Raw genomic sequence first — 21,400 nt, 5'->3', positions numbered from 1 at the left:
GCGTGCACTTCGGGATCCTCCTGGTGGTGCGCGGGCAGGCCTCATCGCCTCGGGTCGCGCGTCGGGGGTCGGGAGAGGTGGGTGCGGGGAGGGAGCGGGTGCGGGGAGGGGGAGGGGAGGGTTCAGGGGGCGGGGGGAGGGTCAGTGGGTGGAGAAGACCGCCTCACGGGCGTCGGCGAGGGCGCGCTGCAGGGCGCCGTGCAGGACGGGTGAGCCGGGCAGGGCGCCGCTGCGGACTTCCGGGCGGGCGAGGCAGATCCGGGCCAGTTCCTCCTCCACGAGGGCGCGGAGCCGTTCACCGCCCGCGCTCGGCACCGGCCCGGAGAGGACCACCAGCTGGGGGTCGACCACGGCGACGATCACGGCCAGCCCGACGGCGAGCCGCCCGGCCAGTTCACCGAGGAAGGCGTCGCCGGCACCCGGGGTGGCCAGCGCCCTGGTGATGGACTCCTCGGCACTGGGCGCGCCGAGGCCGTGCTCCCGGGCCAGCGCCCGGACGGCGGGTGCGCCGACCAGGGCCTGGAAACCGCCGAACTTGCGCCGGCGGGCGTCCCACTCGACCGGCGAGCCGGGCACCGGCATGTAGCCGACCTCGCCGGCGCCGCCGGTGAAGCCGCGGTGCAGCCGCCCGGCGATCACCACCGCGGCGCCGGTGCCCGACCCGGCCCAGAGCAGGACGAAGTCCTCGAAGCCCGCGGCCGCACCGGTGGCTTGTTCGGCGACGGCGGCCAGGTTGACGTCGTTCTCGATCGACACCGGCGCGCCGACCGCCTCGGACAGTTCCTCGACCAGCCGCGGCGAGTGCCAGCCGGGCAGGTGGGAGGCGTAGCGCAGCTTGCCGGTGACCGGGTCGGGGGCGCCGCCGACGCCGATCGCCACGGTGCGCAGGCTCCCCTCGGCGAGCCCGGCGGCCCGGGCCGTCTCGGCGACGGCGGCGGCGACCGCGGGGACGGTCCCGGCGGCCGGCACGCCCCTGGTGGACACGGTGTGCTCGGCCAGGGTGGTGCCGGTGATGTCCGCGATCGCGACGCTGATGCCGCTGTTGGTGACGTCCAGCCCGGCGGCGTACCCGGCGGCCGGATTCACCTGGTACAGCTGCGCGTTGGGGCCGGGGCCGCCCGCGGTGGTGCCGACCGGCAGGACCAGCCCGGCCGTCTCCAGACGGGCCAGCAGCTGGGAGGCGGTGGGCTTGGACAGCCCGGTCAGGGTGCCGATCTGGGTGCGGGAGAGCGGGCCGTTCGCCAGCAGGAGTTCGAGGGCGGCGCGGTCGTTGATGGCGCGCAGCAGGCTCGGGGTGCCGGCGAGGGGGGCCTTGGCGGTGCTGTTGGTCATGACCGGGATCCTCCCCTTCCGGCTGTCCGACGTGAAGCGACGGGGGTCGACGTGAACCGAGGTGACGCGACGGGATGGCGGTGGAGCGGGTGGTGCAGCGGCGCCGGTGCCGCGGTGCGGCGTGACGTGACGGCGGTGCGGCGTGACGGGATGGCGGCGTGAACTGTTAGGAAACTTTCCAGTCCGCGTGAACAGGACCGTACGGGCCCCGTCAGCGGGGTGTCAATGGGCCGTGGAGCGGAGGATGCCGAAGCGTTACCGCGCGGCGGCCCGGCGGCGGTCAGGCATCGGCCGGGAGCGCCCGGTCGGAGCGCCCGGGCAGCGAAAAGCCCCGCCTCCTCGAGGGGGGCGGGGCTTCGTCCGGCGGCGCGGCGGGACGCTACGGCTTGCTGGCCGCCGGGTCGTCCGCCGGCTTCGGCAGCGCCACCGGCTCGCTCGCCCGGTAGGCGGGAGGGGCCTGGTCGGCCGGCGCGGCCACCGCGGCCGGGGCCGACGGCGCCGACGGCTCCGCCGCGGTGATCGCCACGCCGGTGGCCACCGCCGCCTCCTCCTTGACCTTGATCCCGGCCCGGTCGAAGGCCGCCTTCAGCCGCTGGCGCAGCGCCCGGGAGACCACCCCGGCCTTGCCCGGCGCCGTCCGGGCCTCGACCCGCACCACCACCGAGTCCGCCGCCACGGACTCCACGCCCAGGATCGACACCGGCGCCCACACCAGCTCGTCGTACGGCGCCTCCTTGGCCAGCGACTCCGCCGTCTCCAGGATCAGGTCCTCGACCCGCTGCAGGTCCTCCTTGTAGCCGACCTGCACGTCCACCGAGGCGGTCGCCCACCCCTGGCTCATGTTGGCGATCCGCTTCACCTCGCCGTTGCGGATGTACCAGATCTCGCCGTTCGCCCCGCGCAGCTTGGTCACCCGCAGCCCGACCTCCAGCACCGTGCCGCTGGCCACCCCGGTGTCGATCTCGTCGCCGACGCCGTACTGGTCCTCCATGATCATGAAGACCCCGGAGAGGAAGTCCGTGACCAGGTTGCGGGCGCCGAAACCGATGGCCACACCGGCCACACCGGCGCTCGCCAGCAGCGGCGCCAGGTTCACCCCGAGTGCGGACAGCACCATCAGCGCCGCGGTGCCCAGGATCGTGAAGGAGGCCACGCTGCGCAGCACCGAGCCGATCGCCTCCGAGCGCTGCTGGCGCCGCTCCGGGTTCACCACGCCCGTGTTGGCCAGCAGCCCGCCGAGGCGGCTCTCCTCCCGGTTCTCGTGACTGCGCGCCATCCGCGCTATCAGCTGGGTGATCAACTTGTTCACCACGGTCCGCAGGACCAGCGCCAGCACGATGATCAGGACGATCTGCAGACCGCCCGCCAGCCAGCTCTGCCAGTGGGTGTCGAACCAGCTGGCCGCCTGCTTCGTGGTGTCGGTGACCTCCTGCGCGCTGGTCGGGATGCGCAGGTCCAGTTGCGGCAGGCCGGGTGCGGTGGGTGAGGGGGCCGGCGTCGGAGTGGAGAGCGTCGGGGACGCGTCGGTCGGACCGGTGGCGCCGGAGCGGAACACGTGCGGGACCTTCCTGGCTGGGAGCGTGACGGGGTCCGCGCCGCCGCGAGCGGCCCGCGGACCGTGCGCCTCAGCCTAGCCGCTGCCGAACACCCGCCCGGACACGCCGACGGGCGTACGGAGGGCCCCGGACGCCCCGTCAACGCCCCGGTGCGCTCCTCGGGCGCACCGCCCCCACCACCCCTGTGGTACCGATCCGCAATGCCCCGCCCCACCCGGAACAGCCTCCCGACGGCCCCGGAGGCGCCGCCGTACGGGCCCGGACGCTGCTCCGACCGGCCGAGCCGTCCCCCGGGCGGGACACCCTGACGGCCCCGTCCGCCCCGGGGTGCAACCGGACCCTTCGCAGGGCATACGGGGTATGACGGGAGCCACACCCGGAGTTCACGTCAGGTCCGTTACACAGGAGTGGTGGCGCCGTACGAAGGCGTAAGGCGACACTGGGGGAGATCGCGCACTCGTTGTGCGATCCAACCGCTCGTCCCGGCGCGAGCCACGCGCCGCAGGCGTCCAAGGAGGCATCCGTGCCGCATGTCCTGGTCCTCAACGCGTCCTACGAGCCACTCGGCGTCGTATCGATGCGCCGCGCACTCATCCTCGTCCTCAATCACAAGGCGGTCAGCCTGGAGGACTCGGAAGTCACTCTGCACAGCGCCACCAGCGCCCTTCCGGCGCCGTCCGTCGTCCGTCTGACCCGCTTCGTCCGGGTCCCCTTCTGCGGGCCCGTCCCGCTCACCCGCCGGGCGCTGTTCGCCCGGGACCACGGTCGCTGCGTCTACTGCGGGGCCGCCGCCACCAGCGTCGACCACGTCATCCCGCGCAGCCGGGGCGGCCAGCACCGGTGGGACAACGTGGTGGCCGCCTGCCGCCGCTGCAACCACACCAAGGCCGACCGCCACCTCACCGAACTGGGCTGGCGCATGAAGCGCCCGCCGGCACCGCCCAGCGGCCTCGCCTGGCGGATCATCGGCACCGGCATCAAGGACCCGCGCTGGCGGCCCTACCTGGAGCCGTACGGCGGCGCGGACCAGCTGCGCGCCCCGCAGTGGGGCGAGTACGAGCACCACGACCATACCGAGCCGAGCCACACCGTCCCGATCGGCCGGGCGCACGGCGCCCACTCGACCCCCGTCCGCCGCGGCGAGCAGCCCGAGCCGCTCTCCGCCTGACCACCGCACCACAAGGGCCCGCCCGTCACACCGTCGGTACGCGCCTCATGGGCCGCCGCGCCCCCCGCACCGGGGAGCCCGGCGGCCCGCCGCGTTCCCGCCTCCTCCGCGGGCCGGAGGGCCGCCTGAGTACGAGGTTTCCCGGGCCCCGGCCCGCCGCTACTGCTTCGGCGCCGCCGGCGGGGTCGTCGCGGGTACGGCCCCCGGTTGCCCCGAGCCCTGCTGACCGGGCTGGCCGGGCTGACCCGGCTGGCCGGGCTGGGCCGGCGGCGCGACCGGCGGCTGCGGCGGGGCGGCCGGCGCGGTGACGGCGTACAGCTCGATGCCGTACAGCGAGTAGCCGAACTTGGTGGCCCGGGCCACGCCCTGCATCCGCACGAACCGGACGCCCGGGGCGTCGAACCGCACCGTCTCGTCCCCGCCCTTGCCGATGTCCACCTTCGCCGCGTCCGTCCAGGTGCTGCCGTCCGGCGAGACCTGGATCCGGTACGAGGAGGCGTACGCGGACTGCCAGTGCAGCACTGCGGCGCCCAGGTGGACGGCCTGCGGCAGCTCCAGCTGCACCCAGGCGTCGTCCTTGGCCGGCGAGGACCAGCGGGACTTCGGGTCGCCGTCGGCGACCGCCGCGGCCGGGAAGGCCGGCGTCTCGTCGCCCGAGGAGGTCGCCTTCGCACCGACGGCGAGGTCCGGCCCGCCGGTCGGCGGCACCACGTGCACCTCCAGCACCTGCTTCACGGTGGTGCCGCCCGCCACGTACGACACCGGCACCTGGTAGGTCCCGGACGGCGTCCCCGGGGCGGCGGTGACCAGCAGCGGCACGCCCACCCGGCCGCCGCGCGGCACGCTGACCGCCCCGGCCGGGGTCACCGTCAGGCCCTTGGCCGCCGCCGGCACCTCGGTGTGCAGCTCGCCGCTGGTGCCCTCGGGACGGCCGGCCTCCACGGTGGCCTGGGTCCTGGCCGGCGCGGACGCGCCGGTGACCACGTCCACCGCCGGGTCGGCCAGGCCGAGCCGGGCCGCCGGGACGTCCGCGTACCAGGGGATCACCTGGTTGACGACCGGCGGGTCGCCGCCGGGCTTCCAGGTCAGCCGGAACGCGTCGGCCGGCTGCCCGCCGCCCGGCAGCTCGTTGTAACCGGGCTGGACGGTGCCGATGTCCGTCCAGGTGCCGTCCGAGCGGCGCACCGCGACGGTCGCGGTGGCGTGCACGTTCGGGTCGGTCAGCACGGTGAGCCGGTCCAGCGGGCGGGCGCTGCCCAGCTCCACGGTGAGCGGCTCGTCCTGCGCGGTCGGCGCCTTGGCCGCGCGGTACGCGGTGTCCGGGTTGCCGTCCAGCACGGCCGCGGCCGAGGAGCCGGGCAGTGCCTCGGGGCCGCCGGAGACACTGGCCGGGGCCTCGTCCGGGGCGGTGACGGTGAACTCGCGCACCGCGACGGCGGTCTTCTGGGCGGCGGTGGCCCGCAGCCGCACCGCCCGCACCACCGTGCCGGGCGGCAGCTGGGCGCTGACCGTCTTCTGGTTCTTCACCACGGCGAGCTGCTTCCAGCCGCCCTCGCCGGTGCTGTACTCCAGCACGCCGTCGCGGATGTAGTCGTCCACGGCGGTCCGCGCGTCGGGGCCGTCGCCCCAGCCGCCCATGAGCACGGTCACGCCGGTGACCGGCCGGCCGGCGCCGAGGTCCACGCCGACCGAGTCGCCGGGCTGCGGGGGAGCGGAGCTCCAGTAGAAGGTGTCGGCCTGGCCGTCGGTCATCAGCGCCGGCAGGTGGTCCTGCGCGGTGCCCATGCTGCTGGTCGCGGTGACCCCGCCGCCGACCACGCCGGACCAGTTGTCGGCGGCGCGCACCGCCCGCTCCAGGAACGGGTCGAGCACGCCGGCGCCGATGGTCGCCGGGGACTGCCCCAGCTGGGCGCGCAGCCCGTTGAGCCGCACCCGGGCCTTCCACGCCGCCGCGCCGTCGCCGCCCTTCTGGGCGAGCAACATGTCCAGCGCGGCCTGCCCGGCCAGCCCGTAGTCGCGCAGGGGGGCCAGCCAGGGGCCGGCCTCGGCGGCCAGCTGGGCGGTGGCCTGGGTGTCGGACAGGGTCTGCCGGGCGGTGGCCATCGCGGCGAAGGCGTCCCGCAGCGGGGCCGCCGCCTCTATCAGCCTGGCGAGGTCCGGGGTGGCGCCCGAGGTGGGCTCGGCGGCCGCCCAGAACCGCTCCAGCAGCGGCGCCAGGTAGCCGGACTCCTGCTTGGACAGCGGGGAGGAGGTGCTGTTGCCGGCCAGCGCGGTGACGGCGGCCAGCGCCGACCCGGCGGGCGTGGCGCCGCCGCCGGTCGGCCCGGCCAGCGAGCGCACCGCGGCCTGCCAGGAGTCCTCGGGCTTGTAGCCGGTGGGGTTCCAGGCGAAGTCGCCGGCCGTGGCCAGCGCTATCCGGGAGGCGACCGGCTGCTGCATCGCGCCGGTCAGCAGCACCGCCGAGCGGGTCGCGACCTCGGGCTCGCGGCCGGTGTAGGCGCCGAGGAACAGCCGGTCCGGGCTGGCGTCGTTGACCGGGTAGTTGTCCATGGTGAGCAGCGGGTGCCCGTACAGGCTGCCGGTGTCGGAGGTCTGGGCGCCGGTGACCTTCTCCGGGATCACCCCGCCGCCGCTCCAGGCCACCTGCACCCCGGCCGGCAGCGCCTCGGCCAGCGCCTTGCGGTACGGCGTGGCGCCCTGCTTGTACAGCTCGGTCGGTACGACGGACAGCGGTGCCAGGCCGGGGTTCGGGGCGATCAGCCGCTCCTGCACCTTCCTGACCAGCGCGGCCTGCGCCTTGGCGGCCGCGGCCGGGCCGCTGCCGTAGGCGTCGTGGTCGTCGTCGCAGTGCCACTCGTCGTAGCTGACGTCCAGGAACTGCAGCTGGAAGGCGGTGAAGCCGAGCTTGCGCAGCCCGTCCAGCTTGGCGACCAGCGCGTTGACGTCCTTGTCGGAGCTGAAGCACAGCGACTGCCCCGGGGAGATCGCGTAGCCGAGGGTGACGTGGTTCTGCCGGGCCCGGTCGCCGAGCTCGCGCAGCTCCGACTGCCGGGCGGCCGGGTAGGCGTCCCGCCAGCGGGACAGCCGGTACGGGTCGTCACCGGGCGCGTAGAGGTAGAAGTTCTGCTTGGAGCGGCCCAGGAAGTCGACCTGCTCCAGCCGCTGCTGCGCGGTCCACGGGGTGCCGTAGAAGGCCTCCGCCGTCCCGCGCACCGCCGCCCCGCTCGGCCAGTCCCGCAGCGCGACCCCGGGCAGCCCGAGCCCGGCCGCGCCCGGGCCCTGCCCCTGCTCGGCCGGTACGGCGGCGAGCAGTTGGCGCAGGCTCTGCGCGGCGTAGAAGGTGCCGGCCGGGTCCACGCCCGCCAGCACCACCGCGCCGTACGTCCCGCCGCCCTGGGCGGGCAGCTGACCCGCCGACAGCACGTAGCCGCCGGCCGGCATGCCCGCCGGCGAGGGCGCGGAGCCGTCCTTCGCGCCGGCCGCGGCCGCCAGCCGGCGCAGCGTCCGGTCCACCTCGCCCCCGGCGTCCTCGGCGGGGCCGCCGACGTACACCACCAGCGACCCGGCGGCCGGCGTCCCGCCGTCCGGCTGCGGAACCACGGAGGTGGCGCCGGCGACGGCCAGCACCTCGCGCACGGCGTCCACCGCACCCCGGTCCACCTTCGGCGCGGGCACCAGCGTCACCTCGGCGGGCACCGTCACCGCCTTGCCCGCCACGGTCTGCTCCTGCGGCCGGGGGAACACCTGCGGGTTCGTCACACTGCCCAGCGGCGTCTGCGGCGCGGTGCTCACCGCGTCCGGCCCGGGCGTCGCCGCGTACGCCGCCGAGGGCACCGGCCCGGCCAGCAGCCCGCCGACCACCGCCGCCGCCGCGACCCCGGCCGCGATCTGCATCGCCCGCCGCCCCGGCCGCCCCGTCGCACGCTCCGCCCGCACCGACGCCAACAGCGGCTCCGTCCCCTTCAGATCGGCGATCAGCCGGTCCGCGGTCCGCGGCGCCAACTGACGACACGTCCGCGCCGTCGCCCGCCGCGCACCCAACGCCGCCGGATGCTGCAGCACCTCCCGCAGCGCCGGGCTCCGCTCCAGCTGCTGCCGCAGCCGCCGCCCGGCCACAACGGACACACGGGCTTGCACAGGAGCCTCCTCAACAGGCCTGGACCACATCGCGAGCAAACCCCACCAGCTACCCAACCCGGTGTCAACGCCGCCGACGGCTATGCCCACTTTGCCCCCGTTCCTCCCCCGGTCGGCCCTGCTCCTGACACCACCTCGGGCCCGCCCCGCCGAATCGGCGGAACGGGCCCGAGGCGCTACGTCAGAACGCGGGCGTCGGAGGCCCGGACGTCACGACGGCGGTGTCACGAACGCGGGGGAGCGGGCAGCACGGCCGTCCGCAGGTTGGGGACGGACCACTGCTGGGAGGCGCCGTAGTGACAGTCCCACAGCTGCAGCCGGTTGCCGTTGGTCGCCTGCCAGCCCGGCAGGTCGAGGCAGCGGCCCGAGGCCGGGTGGTACAGCGCGTCGTTCGCGAGGGGGATCCACTTCTGCGCGGCGGTGCCGTCACAGGTGCGGTACTCCATCTGCGTCCCGTTGCCGGTACCGGCGCTCACCGGTGCCAGGCACCCGTTCATGACCCGGACGGTGCCGTCGTTGCCCAGGGAGAACTGCTGGGCGGAGCTCCCGTTGCAGTCCCAGAGCTGGACCGCGGTGCCGTTCGCGGCCGTGGCGCCGTTCAGGTCCACGCACTTGTTGCCGTCGACGTGCGAGCGGATGACACTGGCGGTGCTCGGCGCGGACGGCGCCACCGCGAAGGGGTAGACGGCGGTGCTGCTGATGCTCCCGTCGAAGCTGTCGGTCGGCTTGGACTGGTACTTGTACCGGCCCAGGACGAACGGCCCCGAGGACGGCGGGCTGGTGCTCGCCCGGTGGTGCCCGGTCGCGGCGAGGACACCGTCCACGTACAGCGACATCGCGCCGGTGTCGGCGTTGTAGGAGGCGGTCAGCCGCGTCCAGACGCCGGTCCGGAAGGTGGCACCGGCGTTCCTGGTGTCGGTGAAGTCGTACGACCAGGTGTCGTCGTCGCTGACCGACAGCGCGAAGGCCCAGAAGCCGTACGTCGCGTCGGCGTACAGGATGAAGTTGCTGCCGTGCACGGTGTCCTGGCTGGCGACGATGCCGCCCTTCGGGCCCGTCTTGGCCCAGGTGGACACGGTGAAGCTCTTACGGGTGTCGACCACCGGACGCGACATCGTGACGGTCGAGCCGGCCCCGGGGCTGAAGGCGCCCACGGTGGTGGCGCGTCCGTCCACGGTGTCCCCGACCCAGCTGACGCCCGAGGCCGTTCCGTCGGCCCTCTTCTGGCCGTCGGCGACGGTGTTGCTGCCGTTCGGAGCGGCCAGCCAGTTGCCGATCGGGTGGTTGAGGTTGCCGAGCGCGACCGGCTGCGTCTCCAGACCGGTCACCGTCGGGCCGCTGTTGACGTCGGGCGCCTTGGTGCCGATACCGGCCCAGGCGACCAGCTGGTTGTTGGTGTCGACGGCCCAGAGGTCCGGAACGCCGTCGCCGGTGACATCGCCGTTGGAGCCGACCTTCGGGTAGAGCTTCGCGTCGGCGCCGTTGGCCAGCCAGCCCTTGGTGGGGTCGGCGAACGCCGAGGCGTCGAAGGTGCCCTGGGTGCTGCCCTTGGCCAACTGGTAGGCGTGGATGGTGCCGTCCCACTTGGAGCGGCCCCAGACGGTTGGCAGGTTGGTGCCCTTGGTCGGGCCGGGGGTGATCAGGTCGTAGGAGTCCCAGGCCTGGCTCTGCGAGAGCAGGATGGCGGGCCCGTCGAGCTGCTTGACGTTGTACGACAGCCCGAGCCACAGCCGGCTGTGCTCGACGAAGAGCAGGGAGGAGCGTGGCAGACCGACGGTCGAGGTGCCCGGCCTGTCCGGCGTGTCGCCGAAGGGCGATCCGAACGCGGCGATCTGGGTGACGGCGGACCAGTCGGCGCCGTTGCCGTAGGCCGCGCAGTCGATCGGCGTGCTGTCGGGCAGGACGCACGTCCGGCTCTTGGTCAGCGTCGTCGCGGCCTGACCGTCGAGGTGCCCCGCGATGTCGTCGTTCGGATACAGGGAGAGGAACGGGTTGCCGGGGGCGTGGGCGACCAGGTCATCCACGTTCCGATCGCTGAAGGAGCCCCGGTGGGTGATCTGGGCCGTGCTCCAGTCCTGGTTGTCGGCCGCCCCGGGCGCCGAGGCCGGCCTGGTGTTCGGGGCCGCGTACGGGTCGGCGTTGGCGCCGACGAGGCGCAGCGAGCCGGTGCCGTCCGGCAGCAGGACGTCGCCCTTGCGGTCACCGTCGATGTCGCCCATCACCGGGTCGCCGGCGGCCGGGTTGCTGGGCACGAAGTAGGTGTAGGCGACCGGCTGCGACATGTTGCCGGCGTTGTCCTGCGTCTGCAGGTACAGGAAGTTGGTCCCCCAGTGCCAGGGGGTGTACTTCAGCTGGAAGCTGCCGTCGCCGTTCATCTTGACGACGTTGCCGCCGTCGTTGCAGCTCCACCCGGTGGCCGCGGCCTGGATCGGGTCGTTGGTCCAACGGGCGCAGGCCAGACCGGAGGAGCGGCCGCCGGTGGCCGGCGCCGGGTCGGTGCCGGTCAGGGTGAAGACGCCCTCCTGGCCGACGAGCTTGGGGTGACCGCCCAGGGTGCCGGACTCGGGGAAGTCCGTCGAGGTGATGCGGGCGGTCGGCGGGGTGCGGTCGATCCGCAGGAAGCACATCGCGGTGTTGTCGCTGTCGAGCGTGCCGTCGCCGGTGTGGGCGAACCAGCCGTACTGGTGACCGTCGATCAGGGAGCCGACGCTCAGGCTCCGGCGGCCGGAACTCGCGGCCCAGCCGGTCTCGTAGATCTTCGAGGAACCGTTGTCGTCGTCGTCCCAGATCTTGAAGATGGTCCAGAGCTGCTCACCGGTCGGCGACCAGGTGTCCGCGGCGACGTTGATGTCGGTGTTGATCCCGACCCACCCCGGGTTGTCCCAGGGGTTCGTGGTGCCGGGGGTCTGGCACTGGTTGTAGGCCGCGTCGCGGGCGAAGCCCGGCGTGGGGCTGGTGCCCGGACTGCCGACGTGCGGCGCGAAGTCGTACGTGACGACGATGTGCGGGTTGTTGGCGAACCGCTGGTGGTAGAGCTTGTTGGTCTCGTTGTCGGGGGCGAACATGAACGTCCAGCCGGCCCAGTGCTCGCGCGCCGCCTGGGCCATCTGACCGAGGACGTCGTAGTCGGTGCCGCCCGTCCCCTGGATCGTCCGCGTCCCGACCTTTCCGCAGTTCCACAGCTCGGGGCAGGGCTGGGCGTTCCAGCGGGTCCACTGGTTGATCGGGTTGCTGTTGCCGGAGCCGGTGGAGTAGAGGCCCATCGGTGTCGGGGTCGAGGGGCTCGAGGAGGCGGCGATGGTGGCGTACAGCGTCGCGCTCTGCACGGCCGAGTCCCAGAAGACGGAGTTCAGGCCGACCTGGAAGTACGCCCGCTCCTTGCCCTCCTTCTCGCAGCGGTTGTTCGTGTCGATGTAGCCGCAGTAGCCGGCTCCCGGCTTGTCCTGGCCGTACTGGGTGCCGTTGTACTCGGGGTTCTCGGGGTAGGCCGACTCCACCTGGGCCCAGGCCTGGGTGCCGTTGTCGACGCTGGGGTTCCAGCCCGGGTCGATGTACCAGGGACCGGTACCCTGCCCGAGGACCGACGCGTCCGGCACCAGGTCGATGCCGCCGCCGGTGACGGTCGTGGCGATCGGCGCCGTCTTCGCGTTGGGGCCGGGCGCCTTGCTGCTGGACTCTGGCGCGCTCGGAGTGCCGTCCGCCGCGGGCGCCGCCGCGACCTTGCTCAGTGCCCTCGGCTGGGCTGCCGCCGCAGGGGCGGCTGCGGTCGTGGTGGAGTCCCACATGACCGGCACCGGCGCGGTGAAACGGGCCTTGCCGGAGGCGTCCTCGGCCGTCAGGCTGCCGCTGGCGTCCGCCTTGACGGTCAGCCCGTCGGCGACGGTGTCGAGGTGGAGCTTCCTGACCTTGGGGTCGGCCGCGGCCCGGGCGGTGCGAACGATCAGGACCTGACGCCATCCACCGGCGGGGGTGGCGCTCAGCTCCAGGTCGACGTCGGGCAGGACTGACCGGTAGAGCGCGCTGCCGCCGTTGACTTCGGGCTTCGGCAACGTGAACGGCGCCTTGACCGACAGCTTCTTGCCGTCCGCCGTCACCATGGTGGCCAGCGGTCCGCTGCCGCCGCCGGAGAAGGTGAGCGCGGACGGCACGGCCGTGGGAGCGAGCGTGCCGTCCGGGTTGGCACGCAGCGTCGCGTCCACCGGGCGCCAACTGCCGTCGGCGTTCTTGACCCGCTCCGCCACCGGGGTGGAGTCGCTGGTCACCGTGCCGTCCGGGTTCGCCGTGGTCTGGCTGCTGCCCGTGGTCAGCGCGTCGACGACGACGGGCTTCCCGGTGCTCTTCGCCTTGGCCTGGGCCGCTCGGATTGCCGACACCTGCGCCGACCGGGGATCGGACTGGTCCTTGGCCGGAGCCGCCGGCGTAGCGGGCCAGGAGGGGTCGGCGGGGCCGTGGTTGCGGTCGGCCGGGGCCGCGGCGGCGGTGGTCGGAACGCCCAGCAGGCCCGCGCCGAGCGAGAGGACGGCCGTACAGGCGAGCGGAAGCAGCGCGGCACCGAATGTCCGGCTTCTGGTGTTCCGCTCGGGAGTCGGAGGAGATGGACGTTGTGGCCTCGGCATGAAGAACCCGTCGTCAATGGTGATGTGAGCAGAGATCAGGCGCACGCTGCCTGCACATTCGATTCGCTGTCAAAGCGTTTTGTCGACAACCTGTCCGAGTTGTCGGGAGTGGTGACACATTGCTCACGGAGTGACGTTCATCACTCAATGCGATTTTAATTTTTCCCTACCTTCGATAGGTCGTGTGCACCTAGGGTGCCGTGGGCCTGGGCTGGCGTGGTCGGCCCGTCAAGGCTCGGCAATCCGTGGGGGATTCAGGTGTCTCGTCGCTTCCGGCTGTTCAACCGCGCGCGCAGCTCGCGCCTGGCGACGGCGGCCGCCCTGGCCGTGTGCATGTCGGTGGTGACGCTTCCCTCGGTTCAAGCGGTCGCCAAGGCCGCCACCCCGCCCGAGGTGTGGGTGCCGCCGAACACACCGGTGCCGGAGTCGCATCCGGTGAAGGGCACGAGCAGCAAGACTCCCGGCCGAACGCCCGATCAGGGCAAGAAGTGGTCACCACCAGCCGACTCCGGTCCACCGTCAGGCAGAGCGACCGCGGTGGTCGGCGGCGCCGCCGTCGGCGCGAAGGCGGCCCTGGCAGCGGGCGCCGCCGACGCACCCCCGGCCGCCGTGCCCGCGAAGCCGGTCCAGGCCGGTTCGCTGCCGGTCTGGGTCGCGCCGCCGGCCGGTGCCAGGTCGGCCCCCAAGGCCGCGGCCGCAGCCCCGGCCGGCGACGGCCCGAGTTCCGCCGCCACCGTCCAGGTCGACCTGGCCGACCAGGGGCGGACCAGGGCCGCGGGCGTGAACGGCGCGCTGCTCGCCCTCACCGACACCGGTGAGGGCGGCCGGGCGGGTCGGGTCCAGGTCGGGATCGACATCCAGGCCTGGGCCAAGAACGCGGGTGCCGACTGGGGCTCCCGGGCCCGGATCGTGCAGCTGCCCGGCTGCGCGCTGACCACTCCCGGCGCCGCCGGCTGCACCACACGCACCCCGGTGCAGTCCGAGCGCGACGCCGCCACCGGGCGGCTGGTGGCCGAGGTCGAGATCCCCGAGGCCTCCGCCGCCAAGTCCTCCGCCGCCAAGTCCTCCGGCGCCACGTCCTTCTCGGCCGGGGCGTTCGAGAGCCCGGCGACGGCTTCCCCGACCGTGGCGCTCGCCGTCGAAGCGGATTCCAAGGGCAGCAGCGGTGACTTCACCGCCTCGCCGATCACCCCGTCCGCCTCCTGGCAGGCCGGCGCCAACGCGGGCAACTTCACCTACGGCTACACCGTCGAGCTGCCCTCCGCGCTGGCCGGTCCGGCTCCCGCCGTCTCCCTCGGCTACGACTCCTCCGCGGTGGACGGCAAGACCGCCTCCACCAACGCCCAGCCGTCCTGGATCGGTGAGGGCTGGGAGTGGCACCCGGGCTCCATCGTCCGCGGCTACAAGAGCTGCAAGGACGCGGGGATCGACAAGTCGGGCGACCAGTGCTGGGGCGGTGACCTCCTCCAACTGTCGCTCGCCGGTCACGCGGGCCAGCTGGTCAAGGACGACAAGTCCTGCGACTGGCACCTGCAGGGCGAGGACGGCACCAAGGTCGAGCGGCTGACCGGCCAGAACAACGGTGCGTGGAACGGGGAGGCCTGGCGGATCACCACCGTCGACGGCACCCAGTACTACTTCGGCGCCAACCACCTGCCCGGTGGCGACGGCACCGACCAGGCCAGCAACTCGGTCTCCACTCTCCCGGTCTACTGGCCCGGCGGTCAGGACCCGTGCCTGAAGAGCGGTTCCCCGGCCACCAACACCTGGAACCAGATGGGCTGGCAGTGGTCGCTGGACTACGTCGTCGACCCCCACCAGAACCTGATCACCTACCGGTACGACCAGGAGCAGAACTACTACGTCCAGGGCGGCGGCCAGAACAACGGCACCGGCCCGCGGGCCCAGTACCAGCGCGCCAGCTACCCGACCTGGGTCGGCTACGGCCAGCGCCTGCCCGACCAGATCGCCGCCAAGGGCAAGGCCAATCCGGCCGCGCAGGTGTGGTTCCGAACCGCCGAGCGCTGCCTGCCGGACAGCACCTTCACCTGTGACCCGTCGCAGCGGAACAAGGCCAACGCCAAGCGCTGGCCGGACACCCCGGTCGACCAGAACTGCGACGCCACCGGCGACTGCACCGTCTACTCGCCCACCTTCTGGACCACCAAGCGCCTCACGAAGATCGACACCGAGGTCTGGACGGGCTCCTCGTACCGCCCGGTCGACTCCTTCGCCCTCAACCAGTCCTTCCAGGACCCTGGCGACGGCACCTCCCCGTCGCTGTGGCTGGACTCGGTCCAGCACACCGGCACCAACAACCGCACTCCGATCACACTGCCGGCGGTCTACTTCCAGCCGCTGCAGATCGCCAACCGCGTCAAGGGCCCGATCGTGCGCCCGGACGGTTCGACGGCGTCGATCGAGCCGTACAACCGCCCCCGCATCCAGAAGATCACCACCGAGACCGGTGGTGTGATCAACGTCGTGTACCGGCCTGCCGAGTGCTCGCGCGAAGCCGGCGGGACGATGCCGGCGTCCGAGGACGGCAACACGATGGCCTGCATGCCGGTCAAGTGGTACCTGCCCGGGCAGAGTGCGCCGGACCCGGTCAACGACTGGTTCAACAAGATCATCGTGCAGTCGGTGACCCAGGAGGACTCGGTCGCCGGCGGCAGCCCCGCAGTCGTCACCGACTACGTCTACGGCGGCGGCGCGGCCTGGCACCGCAACGACTCCGAGATGGCCGACCCCAAGGCCCGCACCTGGGACCAGTTCCGCGGCTACGCGACGGTCACCACCCTCACCGGCAACGGCAGTGGCGTCGAGGCGCCGCGCACCAAGTCCGTCGCCACCTTCCTCCGCGGCATGGACGGCGACGTCCTCGCCAACGGAAGCACCCGCCAGGTGTCCGTGGCGGACGCCCACGGCGGCACCATCAAGGACGAGAACGTCCTGGCCGGGTTCATCCGCGACTCCTCCGAGTACAACGGAGAGAACGGTGAGCTGGTCTCCACCGCCGTCTCCGACCCGTGGGTGGGTCCGGTCACGGCCACCCGCAACCAGTCCGGCGGCATGCCGGCGATCACCGCCCGCGCCGTCAACGTCCTCAAGGTGACCAACCGGGACAAGCTGGCCAACGGCTGGCGCACCCGCGAGCGCTCGACCTCCTACGACTCGACCCCGTTCGCCCGTCCGCTGACCGTCTACGACAACGGCGACCTGGCCCACCCCGAGCAGCTGCTCTGCACCTCCTTCGAGTACGCCACCGGCCCCGGCGGTGTCCCGACGCAGCTGGCCTCGCGCACCCTGGTCCTCAAGGGCGCCTGCGGGCAGACCGCGACGAAGGACAACACCGTCGCGGACACCCGGGCGTACTTCGACGGCCTGCCCCTCGGCCAGGCCGGAGCCAAGGCCGAGCAGACCTCCACCGAGGTCCTGGAGCGCTACGACGCCAACGGACAGCCGGTCTACCGCGCCACCGCCCGCGCGAGCTTCGACGCGTACGGCCGAGTCATCAGCACCGTCGACCCGACCCGCACCGACGCCACCCACCCGACAGGCGCCGAGACCAAGACGGCGTACTCCCCGGCCACCGGCCAGCTGCCGACCCAGGTCACCCACACCAACCCCCTGGGCTGGCAGACCGTCAGCACCCTCGACGTCGGCCGCGGCTCGCCGCTCAAGATCAAGGACGAGAACGGCCGGATCAGCGAGCAGGACTTCGACGCCCTCGGTCGCGCGGTCGCGGCCTGGAGCCCGGGCAACGACCGGACCAAGAACCCGAACCGCCCGAACCGCAAGTTCTCCTACTCGGTGAACGGCACCAACGCGCCCTCGCAGGTGCTCAGCCAGGCCCTGATGGGCAGCCTGAAGCTTTACACGTCCACCTACACGATCTACGACGGCCTCGCCCGGGTACGCCAGACCCAGGCCACTCCGCCCTCGGGCGCCACCGGCCGCATGATCACCGATGCGCTGTTCGACTCCCAGGGCCGACAGACCAAGACCAGCGCCGCCTACTACAACGACCAGGCACAGCCCAGCGGTCAGCTCTTCCTCCCCAACGGAGGCGTGAACCCGGACAGCAAGATCCCGTCCCAGACCGTCCAGAAGTTCGACGGCATGGGACGGACCACCGACTCGATCTTCCAGTCGTTCGGTGTGGAGCAGTGGCGCACCCACACCGACTACGTCGGTGCCGACGAGGTCCGCACCACTCCGCCGGCCGGAGGCTTCGCCTCGGCGACCATCAAGGACGCCCGCGGGAACACCGTGGCGCTGCGCCAGTACAAGTCCAACACCCCCACCGGTGCGTACGACGAGACCACCTACGGCTACGCGCCGGACGGCAGGGAATCGTGGCGCAAGGACGCGGCCGGCAACACCTGGTCCTACGAGTACGACCTGCTCGGCCGCCCGGTGAAGACCACCGACCCGGATTCGGGCGTCGGAACGACGTCGTACGACGACACCAGGAACCTCGTCACCACCACGGACTCGCGCGGCAGGAGCGCGACCAGCGTCACCGACCTGCTCGGTCGCAATGTCGCGGCCTACGAGGGCACGGCGATCGACCCGGCCAAGCAGGTGGCGTCCTGGACGTACGACAGCCTCGCCCTGGGCAAGCCCACCTCCTCCACCCGGTACGTCGGCGGGGCGAGCGGAGCCGCGTACAAGTCGGAGGTCACCGGCTACGACATCGGTTACCGCGAGACCGGCGCCAAGACCACCATTCCCGCCGTGGAAGGCGCCCTCGCCGGCGTCTACCAGACCGACAACACCTATGACGAGGGCGGCCGCCTGATGTCCACGGTGCTTCCGGCGGTGGCCGGGATGCCCCGGGAGACACTGAGGTTCGCGCCGGACGACGTCGGCCAGTTCGGTGGCCTGTCAGGCGCCTTCGGCCTGGCGACGCCCAAGACCTACGTCGCCGACGTCCGTTACGACCCGTACGGCCGGCCGTACCGCACCACGGTGGGCGGCGCGGGCGTCCAGGTGGTCGCCACGATGATGATCGATGACGCCACCGGCCGGGTGACGCGTTCGATCCTGGACAAGCAGACCGCCGAGACCTCGCACGTCGACTCGGTCGACTACACCTACAACCCGCTCGGCCAGGTCACGTCGGCCCGCAACGCGCAGGACGGCCAGGTTGCCGACCTGCAGTGCTTCACCCACGACTACCTCGGGCGGCTCACCCAGGCCTGGACCGACTCCGGCACCCAGACCACCAGGCCGCAGCCGAGTGTCCCCGGTGTCGGTGCTTGCACCAACGCCGACGGACCGTCGGTGACCAGCGGCAAGCCGAGCATCGGCGGTCCGGCCCCGTACTGGCAGCAGTACGAGTACGACCTCATCGGCAATCGCACCAAGCTGGTCCAGAAGGACGTCAACGGGGACACGACCAAGGACGTCACCACCACCCAGAACTTCGGTACCGGCTCCAACACCCCGTCCTCCGACCCGAAGACGGGCGGTGGCACGGGTGGTCCGCACGCACTGATGAAGTCCACCCAGACCGGCCCGGCCGGCACCGCGGTGACCTCGTACACCTACGACGCCGCGGGGAACACCACCTCCATCACCGACACTCCCGGTACCAAGACGCTGACCTGGAACGCCCAGGGCAAGCTCGACCAGATCACCGGTACCGGCCAGAGCGGTGCCACCAGCTACCTGTACGACGTCTCGGGCAACCAGCTGATCCGCCGTGACCCGGGCAAGACCATGCTCAACCTGGGCGCGGACCAGATCACCCTGGACAGCGGCACAGGGGTGGTCACCGACGTCCGCAGCTACGGGGCCCCCAACGGCCTCTCCCTCACCCGCACGATGAGCAACGGCAACTCCACGCTCGTCTACCAGAGCGCGGACCCGCACGGCACCAACGGCGTCCAGCTCGACTCGGCAACCCTCAACCACACCCGTCGCCCCACCGACCCCTTCGGCAACGACCGCGGCACCCAGCCCGCGCAGGGCGTGTGGGCCGGCGACAAGGGCTTCGTCGGAGGCACCAAGGAGAAGGCCACCGGCTTCACCCTCCTCGGAGCCCGCGAGTACGACCCCAGGACCGGCCGCTTCATCAGCCCCGACCCCATCACCGACCCCGGCGACCCCCAGCAGTGGAACGCCTACGCCTACGCCAACAACAGCCCGATCAACAAGTCGGACGCCAACGGCCTGCGGCCCACCTGCGACACCCCGGCCGAATGCCAGGGCCTCGCGGACTCGAAGGACAACGGCCACGGCGAGTCCTTCGTCACCCCGGCGAGCTGGTCACCGCCCACCCTGGCCAACCTACCCAAGCCCACGCCCGAGGAGCAGGCCGCGGAGCGGCGGAAGGACGCCGCCGACAAGGTCGTCAACGAGGCGAAGCACAAGCGCGAAGAGCTCGTGCACAAGGTGGTCGACGTCGTCGGTGACCTGATCGGCTTCAACGACGCCCGGGACTGCTTCACCAAGGGCGACGTGATGGGCTGCATCAACACCGCCCTCAACGCGCTGCCCTGGGGCAAGATCTTCAAGGCCATCAAGGTCGGCATCCAGGCTCTCAAGATCTACAAGGAGATCAACAAGGCCTACGACGCCATCCGAGCCGGCGAACGCGCCGCCAAGGAAGCCGAAGCCGCCTACGTCACCGCCAAGACAGCCGCATCCGAGGCCCGAGCGGCCGAGGCAGCAGCAGCGAAGGCCGCGGAAGAGAAGGTCGCGAAGGAAACAGCAGGCGACGCAGCCGGAACAGAGAGCAAGGCAGTAGCCCAGGAAGCCGACGATTCCGCAGCCTCCAGCTGCGCGCTGCGCAACAGCTTCCCCACCGGCACCCAGGTCCTGATGGCGGACGGCACTCTCAAGCCCATCGAGGACATCCACGAGGGCGACGTCGTCATGGCGACCGACCCCCAGACCGGCGAGACCCGACCCGAGCCGGTGACCGCCACCATCACCACCCCCGACGACAAGGAGTTCACCGACCTCACCCTGACCGACGACGCCAGCCCCCGCGGCCCGCCTGCGGCCGACCAGGCGAAGATCACCTCTACCCAGCACCACCCCTACTGGAGCGAGACCCGCCAGCAGTGGGTCGACGCCGGCGATCTCACCCCCGGCGAACACCTCCGCCAGCCCGACGGCACCACCCTCACCATCCAGTCCGTCCGCACCTACCCCTACGCCGTCACCACCCACAACCTCACCGTCAACCTGCTCCACACGTACTATGTGATGGCTGGTGCCACGCCGGTCCTCGTGCACAACTGTCCTGGGACTGCCACTATTCACAAGTATGAGCTTGAGGACGGCCCGCATTACACCCTTGAAATCAGGACCGCAAGCGGAGAATCCTATAACACTCACGCAATGGACCCGGGTGGAATCCTGAAGCCGATGCCGCATACTTCCTCGTTCATTGGTGCTCATCGAGGATCCGTGGACATTGGTCTTCCGAATCCCGAGGCGGCAATCGCCTACGCCAAGAAGGCGTACCGAGGAAGTGCGGGACAGGGCCCGTATGATGCGCTGACAAATAACTGTCTGACCTACTGCAGTAGGGCTATTCAGGCTGGTGGTGGCGAGCCTCTGCCAGAAGGGCGAGGTATCGTTGCATGGCTGCGGGCTAACTTCGGCTAAGGAACAAGGAAGAGGAGTTGGTTTCATGAATGATCTCCCTTCGTTTACTGACATGATGATTGAACTGCTTTCGTGGCCGAAAGCGTGGGGATATCAGGTCAGGGAATTGGCTGGGAGGATCATCCTGGCGGATGCCCGCATATCGTGGTGGTATTCAGCTGTTGGGAGGATTTCCAGTGCGGGATCGTCAGAGGGCGATCTGGAGCTCCTGGACAGGTTCTTCGAGCAACATGAGGTACTGGATAAAGGGCTCAGCTCCTGCAAACGAGAAGAAATTTCAATGGACGAGCTCGTAGCCATGATGCGAGTTGTAGCTGCGAAGGTTGAATCTCTCTTGGAGGGCCTCCCTGATCGCCCCTGGCTGGATAGTGCATGATAAATAAAACCTTCTAGCCACAGCCATTTGTGGTGGCCTGCTGACTTGGATAGCGGGCCACCACGACTGTTTTAGGCATCCCTTGGCTGCGTCGGCATCTGGACCGACGTGGCCAAGCTCAAGGCCGTCGACCACCGCCTATAACCCGACCGTCGAACAGATCTACACGTACTATGTACTGGCTGGAAATACGCCAGTGCTGGTACACAATTGCAATGACCTGGTAGCGGATGATGGCCGATTCCCTGCCGCGCATGTCCTCGACGAGCATGTGAATATCGCTGACCAGCAGTTGGTTCAGATGGCTCAATCTTCGGGAGTTAAATCCCGGTTCGTCGATCTCCAGACGGCCCAACAGGTCGTGGACTACGGTATCGCTTCGAGCCGGAAGCGCATTGGCAACTGGCTGCGAGGCGGAGGAGTTGGTCCGCTTGAAATCAAGGGAAGCTTCGGCGCCAATAATCCAATTGGAGTAAGGGCGGACGCCAGCGGATCGATCGTGCCAACCGGGAATGGTTATACGATTGTCCTTCAGCGTGCCGCCGGACATCCGGGTGGATATTATGTGTCGACGGCATATCCCAGGTAG

General features: G+C 71.4%; 8 protein-coding genes. 4 read left to right on the top strand and 4 right to left on the bottom strand.

Annotated features, from left to right (window positions below):
- Window positions 1-141: 141 nt before the first annotated feature.
- On the bottom strand, window positions 142-1,332 hold the full coding sequence (locus tag ACGF07_RS12145) for an ROK family transcriptional regulator (protein ID WP_392897598.1): 1,191 nt from the start codon (window positions 1,330-1,332) through the stop codon (window positions 142-144).
- A gap of 379 nt (window positions 1,333-1,711) precedes the next feature.
- Entirely contained in the window at window positions 1,712-2,887 is a 1,176-nt protein-coding gene (locus tag ACGF07_RS12140; protein ID WP_392897596.1) for a mechanosensitive ion channel family protein, read from the bottom strand.
- 524 nt (window positions 2,888-3,411) lie between these two features.
- On the opposite strand from ACGF07_RS12140, the gene ACGF07_RS12135 reads away from it, so the two are divergent.
- On the top strand, window positions 3,412-4,056 hold the full coding sequence (locus tag ACGF07_RS12135) for an HNH endonuclease (protein WP_350739959.1): 645 nt from the start codon (window positions 3,412-3,414) through the stop codon (window positions 4,054-4,056).
- Between the two features lie 159 nt (window positions 4,057-4,215).
- On the opposite strand, the gene ACGF07_RS12130 is transcribed toward ACGF07_RS12135, so the two are convergent.
- Both ACGF07_RS12130 and ACGF07_RS12125 read right to left on the bottom strand, forming a co-directional pair.
- Window positions 4,216-8,193, bottom strand: a complete 3,978-nt coding sequence (locus ACGF07_RS12130; protein WP_392897594.1) for a beta-N-acetylglucosaminidase domain-containing protein — start codon at window positions 8,191-8,193, stop codon at window positions 4,216-4,218.
- A 224-nt stretch (window positions 8,194-8,417) separates the two neighbouring features.
- Window positions 8,418-12,566 (bottom strand): ricin-type beta-trefoil lectin domain protein, encoded by a 4,149-nt coding sequence (locus ACGF07_RS12125; protein WP_392897593.1) that lies wholly within the window; start codon window positions 12,564-12,566, stop codon window positions 8,418-8,420.
- A 501-nt stretch (window positions 12,567-13,067) separates the two neighbouring features.
- On the opposite strand from ACGF07_RS12125, the gene ACGF07_RS12120 reads away from it, so the two are divergent.
- From ACGF07_RS12120 to ACGF07_RS12110, 3 genes are all read left to right on the top strand, one after another.
- Window positions 13,068-20,435: an RHS repeat-associated core domain-containing protein gene (locus ACGF07_RS12120; protein WP_392897591.1), complete on the top strand. Its 7,368-nt coding sequence runs from the start codon at window positions 13,068-13,070 to the stop codon at window positions 20,433-20,435.
- A gap of 25 nt (window positions 20,436-20,460) precedes the next feature.
- Window positions 20,461-20,811, top strand: coding sequence for a hypothetical protein (locus ACGF07_RS12115; protein ID WP_392897590.1), 351 nt, complete (start codon window positions 20,461-20,463; stop codon window positions 20,809-20,811).
- Between the two features lie 301 nt (window positions 20,812-21,112).
- Complete coding sequence (locus ACGF07_RS12110) at window positions 21,113-21,400, top strand: RNase A-like domain-containing protein (RefSeq protein ID WP_392897772.1); 288 nt, start codon at window positions 21,113-21,115, stop codon at window positions 21,398-21,400.

The sequence above is a fragment of the Kitasatospora sp. NPDC048194 genome (assembly GCF_043202455.1).
GTDB lineage: Bacteria > Actinomycetota > Actinomycetes > Streptomycetales > Streptomycetaceae > Kitasatospora.
Note: the sequence above shows the minus strand (reverse complement) of the source record. Positions and strands in the feature narration are given on the sequence as shown.

Excerpts from the sequence above, each read along its gene's own strand:
- ACGF07_RS12110 (WP_392897772.1), top strand. The coding sequence starts at position 21,113 with ATGGCTCAATCTTCGGGAGTTAAATCCCGGTTCGTCGATCTCCAGACG.
- ACGF07_RS12115 (WP_392897590.1), top strand. The coding sequence starts at position 20,461 with ATGAATGATCTCCCTTCGTTTACTGACATGATGATTGAACTGCTTTCG.
- ACGF07_RS12145 (WP_392897598.1), bottom strand. The coding sequence starts at position 1,332 with ATGACCAACAGCACCGCCAAGGCCCCCCTCGCCGGCACCCCGAGCCTG.